Origin of the sequence: Nostoc sp. (genome assembly GCF_041747015.1) — a bacterium.
In the GTDB taxonomy this organism is placed as follows: Bacteria; Cyanobacteriota; Cyanobacteriia; order Cyanobacteriales; family Nostocaceae; genus Nostoc.
This window is the reverse complement of sequence record NZ_JBGTFY010000178.1, coordinates 1-5,495: the sequence shown is the minus strand read 5'-3', so window position 1 is coordinate 5,495 and position 5,495 is coordinate 1. Positions and strand designations below refer to the sequence as shown.

General features: G+C 42.3%; 4 protein-coding genes. 1 reads left to right on the top strand and 3 read right to left on the bottom strand.

What is annotated here, in order from left to right:
- Positions 1-240: 240 nt before the first annotated feature.
- Positions 241-843: a thioredoxin family protein gene (locus ACEW80_RS14505; RefSeq protein WP_373527261.1), complete on the top strand. Its 603-nt coding sequence runs from the start codon at positions 241-243 to the stop codon at positions 841-843.
- Positions 844-947: 104 nt separating this feature from the next.
- On the opposite strand, the gene ACEW80_RS14500 is transcribed toward ACEW80_RS14505, so the two are convergent.
- The 3 genes from ACEW80_RS14500 to ACEW80_RS14490 form a co-directional block, all read right to left on the bottom strand.
- On the bottom strand, positions 948-2,213 hold the full coding sequence (locus tag ACEW80_RS14500) for a Na/Pi cotransporter family protein (RefSeq protein WP_373527260.1): 1,266 nt from the start codon (positions 2,211-2,213) through the stop codon (positions 948-950).
- A 449-nt stretch (positions 2,214-2,662) separates the two neighbouring features.
- Positions 2,663-2,935: a hypothetical protein gene (locus tag ACEW80_RS14495; RefSeq protein ID WP_373527259.1), complete on the bottom strand. Its 273-nt coding sequence runs from the start codon at positions 2,933-2,935 to the stop codon at positions 2,663-2,665.
- Positions 2,936-3,160: 225 nt separating this feature from the next.
- Positions 3,161-5,495, bottom strand: a 2,335-nt coding sequence (locus tag ACEW80_RS14490; RefSeq protein ID WP_373527258.1) for a Calx-beta domain-containing protein, incomplete at its 5' end; no start/stop codon positions are given.

Below are 5,495 nucleotides of genomic sequence, written 5' to 3'. Positions count from 1 at the left end.
CGGAAACGATACAAAAATATCTATTCTTGAATGGAACCCTATATTCTAGATTGTCTTGGCGCAGCCTCTCCCTTTGGGAGAAGGTTCGGTATACGAGTAGCATTTTCGGCTTTTTTCGTACTTGTTTATAATACCATATTCCCGCGCATTCATCTCACACCCCTAAGAGTGGGTGTGAGGCTTCTGCTGATTTAGCTAAACTAAAGAAGAAAGTACTTAATAAGTTTTAATAATTCTGTTATGAGTACAGATTCACCTGTTAATTTTCCTAAAAAACCCGAATCTACATTTGGGACACGTCTCAGAAACTTCTTAATTGCAATGGTAGCGATCGCCCTTAGCGTTGCCCTAGTCTTAGGATTGCGAACCGAAACAACCTCGGCTTCCCTTGCCAAATTAAGTGATGCGTCCATACCGTTAGAAGTAGCAATCAGCAACGGCAAACCATCTTTAGTGGAGTTTTATGCTGATTGGTGTACTGTCTGCCAGAAAATGGCACCAGATATGACTCAACTGGAAACAGAGTATGCTGACAAGCTGAATTTTGTCATGCTGAATGTGGATAATACCAAGTGGCTGCCGGAACTGCTGAAATATCGGGTGGATGGGATTCCCCATTTTGTGTTTTTGAGTCAGAAAGGAGAAACTATAGCGCAAGCAATCGGCGATCAACCGCGCACGATTATGGCTAGCAACTTAGAGGCTTTGGTTACTGGTTCGGCTCTCCCCTATGCTCAAGCTAGCGGGCCAGTTTCCAAATTTTCTGCCCCAGTAGCACCAACTGCTAGTCAAGATGATCCCCGCAGTCATGGAAGCCAAGTGGTAAATAGCAAAAACAACTGATGCACGCCAGTTGTTATCTTGAAGGTTCTCCAAAGTCTTTTAACTAGATGGATGCCAGTCGCTCCCAATGAACGACTGGCATCGAATTTTGAATTATTAATTAGTCACCCCTTTACCGTTTCAGCCTCCCGATTTTGCTTTTGTGTATCAGGGATTAACCGTTCCAATCCACGGGCAATCCAGGGCAAAAATGCGATCGCTAACGTCACTCCCAGCACGTTGAATATTAATTGGGCATTCGCAATTTGACGGGCAACATCATCACCTGCACCCACTAACTGAGAAAACCACTGAGCAAATCCTGCCAATTGACTGGCAAATAAAATGCCTATACCAGCAGAAACAAGATTAAATAGCAAATGAAAGACACCTGTTCGCAGCGCTGGGCGTTCGCGTCCCAGGGTAGCTACCAGTGTGTCAGCACAAGTACCAACTTCAGCACCCAGCATTAACGCTATACCTGCGGGTAATGAAATTAATCCTTGACTAGCCAAAGTCACAATAACCGCAACGGTAGCAGAAGAAGATTGAACTAAGACTGTAAACAGCGCCCCAACTCCGGCACCTAGCAGCGTGTTGTTACCCAAAGTTTCCATCAATTTGAGAAACGGCTGGTAGTCCTTGAAAGGTTCCATTGCGCTTTCAATGGTGTCAAGTCCGAAAAATAGTAAGCCGAAGCCAAGGATAATTAATCCGATTTGCTTCCAGCGTTCTTTCTTACCCAAAAGAATTAATAATAAACCAATGAACATGGCGATTGGCGCATACTCGTTAATTTTAAAAGCAACTATTTGAGCGCCAATAGTTGTACCAATGTTAGAACCTAAAACCACGCCCAGAGATTGCACGAATGACAGTAAACCAGCGCTTACCATTGCAATCACAATAATGATTGTTACCGAGGATGAATCTAATATTGTTGTCGCTACCGTGCCAGTTGCTACTCCAGCATAGCGATTGGTGGTGAACTTACTAATTAGCGATCGCGCCCGATCACCTGCGATCGCTTCCAGTCCCTCAGCCATTCGCGTTACACCATACAAAAACAGCACTAGTCCTGCTAGAGCGCCCGTGGCAATTTTGAAAATATCTAATTTTCCTTGTTCTTCTCCCTTAGACTCAGCGCTCTTGCCCTGTTGATTATTTTTTGTTTCTTCCCCAGGATTCTGAGCTTGGTTAATGTTTCTCTGTTGTACTTCTTCTACTCCAGCAGGAGTCTGAGCATTAGCATTAATTTCTAAAGATTGTGATGGTGGATTAAGCCAATGCAAATTTTTTCCTAATATAGAAGGAGTAACAATCAAAACTGAAACTAGAATACTTAATACAAACCCGTTCAACGCTTTCTTTAACACTTTTGATGACAACATAATGATTATTCAAAACTATTATTATTTTCACACTTGAATGTTAATAATTTATACATCAAAACTCAAGCATCAATGCAATAGCTGTAAGGCTGACTTAAATTTAGACAATAGGAATTTACTCTAATTTAAACTTAGATTACTTGCATCTTCAGAAGGAGATTGATGTTTGTATCTGACGACTTAAACTTGATTTAAACTTAAATTAAACAAACAATAATAATTATCGTAATATGTAATATTTAGTGTCATTGAGAAAATTAATGTCTAAGGCAGCTTCTAGGGATGAACATGGCTAACCGAACCGTATTGGGAGTGGGAGTAATTTTTAATTTTCTACCTCCCTCTCCTGATTCCCTTGGCTTTAGTGCGATCGCTGATTAGATGATGGTTTATATACTTAGCGGGTAAGTTTCTGCACGATTGCTACCAGAACGCCATTTGGGGAAAATTTAAACCTTTAAAACCCAAGTATTACGATTATCCATACTGACAAAAGCTGCTGGCACAATTTCGATATTCACACCAAGAGCTTTGAAAGTAGCACGAATAGCAGCAGCATGGGCAGACTCAGTTGTACCGATACTGGCTCCAACTGTAATCAGTTTTGGAGTTCTGAGTTTAGCGGCTTCTAGAGTATAAGCGATCGCTGCATCTAGACATCTCCGAAAATGAATGTAGAGACGTAGCACTGCTACGTCTCTACAAGGTTCTGGATAACGCATATTTAATTTCTGGAGATGTCTATTGGGTTTCGTTTGAAATTAGCTCGGCTTTATCCAAAATTAAGAAGTCGGTTTTCTTTATCCGGTAAAAACCCTGGTTTTTGGCAAATACTTTTTCTACGTCACAGATTATCAGTGAAATCTAAAAAGTAAAGCTACCGTCTCACAAAGGTTTCAGCGTCAGTTTTAGCGTTGCAAAAAATGGATAAAGTCGAGCTTAGATCACTAAGTGTCTAAGCCATATACTGCCAGTTCGCTAGAAAAAGTACTTAGATAAACCTTACCATTAGCGATCGTGGGTGGGGTAAATTTGCCAAATTTACCCACATCATCCCTGCTTGCATCTTCCTTACTATTCCATAGTTCAGTCATCGTTGTGGCATCAAAGGCACGTAAAATGCCGCTTACAGTCTGGTTATTTGCATCTTTGTCGAACGGAGAGGAAGTCCAGAGAATTCCTGTTCCATCTGTACTGCCGTTAGCAGATAGTGATAACATGGCACCTGGCATTCCATCTGGAACCGTCATGCTGCTAGTTGCTAGGGGGGTGGTATTTAAGGTAGTACCGTTAAAACTATAAGCTCTTGCCCAGTCGTTTTCACCCCACACATAGATTAATGGCCCATTGGGACTATTCCAATAAATGGGGCTGCCGTGAATATGATGAGTTCCTGAGGGTGCATTGACTTTATTAACGGGCGTACCAATTGCTTGGAAGCTTTGCACAATCTGTGTATCACCTTTAGCATTGAATTTGCCCAAATTAGTCCGGTCAAGTACATAAATTTTCCCTTCTTTGCCGCCTGCAATTATATATTTGCTATTAGGGATAAGTAATGGCCCCCCAGAACCCAGGTCATCATCTAAGGCATTCAGTATTTGATAGTTGTAAGGAGTAAACCAGTCAATGGGAGTGAGATTGGAACTAAGTTTGACAACGCTAGTACCCAGATTCGAGCCATCGGACTTAAAGGTGCCATTACCACTAGATAAATAGACGTTGCCACTGTCATCGGCAGCTAGCCCATTGCCTGCCTGCCAAATTCCCCCCAGTTTGCCGTCAGGTGTGTTATTGTAAATAGCACTCCGCTTCAGGGTCGTGGCATTATAATCAAACACCCAACCACTATAGGAACCTTTGTCACCAAAAGATGCAAAGGCAATATAGATGTTGCCATTGGATAGCAGGAGACCAGGCCGTTGGTTTTGCAGATTGGGCGTAAAAGTAATTACACCATTCACACTTGCACTACCAGTTCCCGGTACAGTGCCACTAATAACCACTGGACCGCCAAACTTTTCTGCACCCGTTTTCAGGTCTAGTGCATGTAGCCGATAAATGTAATTTCCTGATTCCTTAGTAAAGGCTACTACATAAAGGGTATTGGTAGTAGTTGAAATGACTGGCGTACTGAGAATACCCACCTCAGTTGCAATATCTCTATAGTTAGGGTAAGGACCAATGTTAGGATCGGGTAATTTAACTGAAGGGCCTAGGGAAATTGACCAAAGCGGTGTAGAGGCATTTGGGTCATCGGCATCAAAGGCATAAACTGTATTGTGCATGGTCGCTACATACACCACATTGTGAACACCTTGATTGGGAATATTGACGTTAGCCAGGTATAAGGGTTGAGTATAAATCTGACCATCAACTGGGCGCGTAAACAATTTACCAAACTTATCGTCATTAACATTGGTAGTGTTGAGTAGCACTTCGTTCAATTCAGCACCAGTTCGGTTGTTGTCATTGTGCTGAGTAGTGACGTTAGCTGCGGCACTAGCATCATTATCCAAAAGAGTGATCACAGAAGTCTTTTGCGTTCCCAATCCGGCATTAATAGGATTGCTTAAAGTCAACAGAAAAGCCAAATTCGGATCTAGCTGGCTATCATCTAAAACTGAAATGGTAATATTGGCACTAGTTTGACCCTTGACAAAGTTCAAGATGCCAGTGGTTGCAATATAATCAATCCCAGCTTTGGCAGTGCGATCGCTGGTAGCATAGTTCACCGAAACTTCTTTGTTATTGCTGCCTGTACGATTCACGGTAACAGTAATCGTCTTGTCTCTTTCATTGACGCTATAATTTTGTTCGCTGAATGCCAAGGTGCTAGCAATGTTGGAACTAGCACTGCTCGATGTCGAGAAATTCCAGCTATCAATGTCGTGATTATTAATCAGACTACCTGTACCAGCACTGAAGCCTACGTATGCCTGATTACCCACAACCGAAGTCAGATCAACGTTGTAGGTCAGCAGGGCAGTAGACGGTTTTACATTAGTGCCAACATATACCCTCAGGTTGTTGGTTAAGCCATTGTAATCAAGCCAGGCATCTAGGAAATTTCCACTATTGAGTTGGAAAGTAGGCACTGCGACTGCCTTCTGCGATGTCACATCTCCATTCAACAGCACTGCTACATGGTTGTTGTTTTGATCCCAGGCATTTTTATAAGTATCAAACTCAATGGCTAGACTTTTTCCAATCTGATTCGTGCCCTTGAATTCCTGATTTCCGTAACCAAGACTGCTGCCGATATCACCTAAAGCTTTGTCA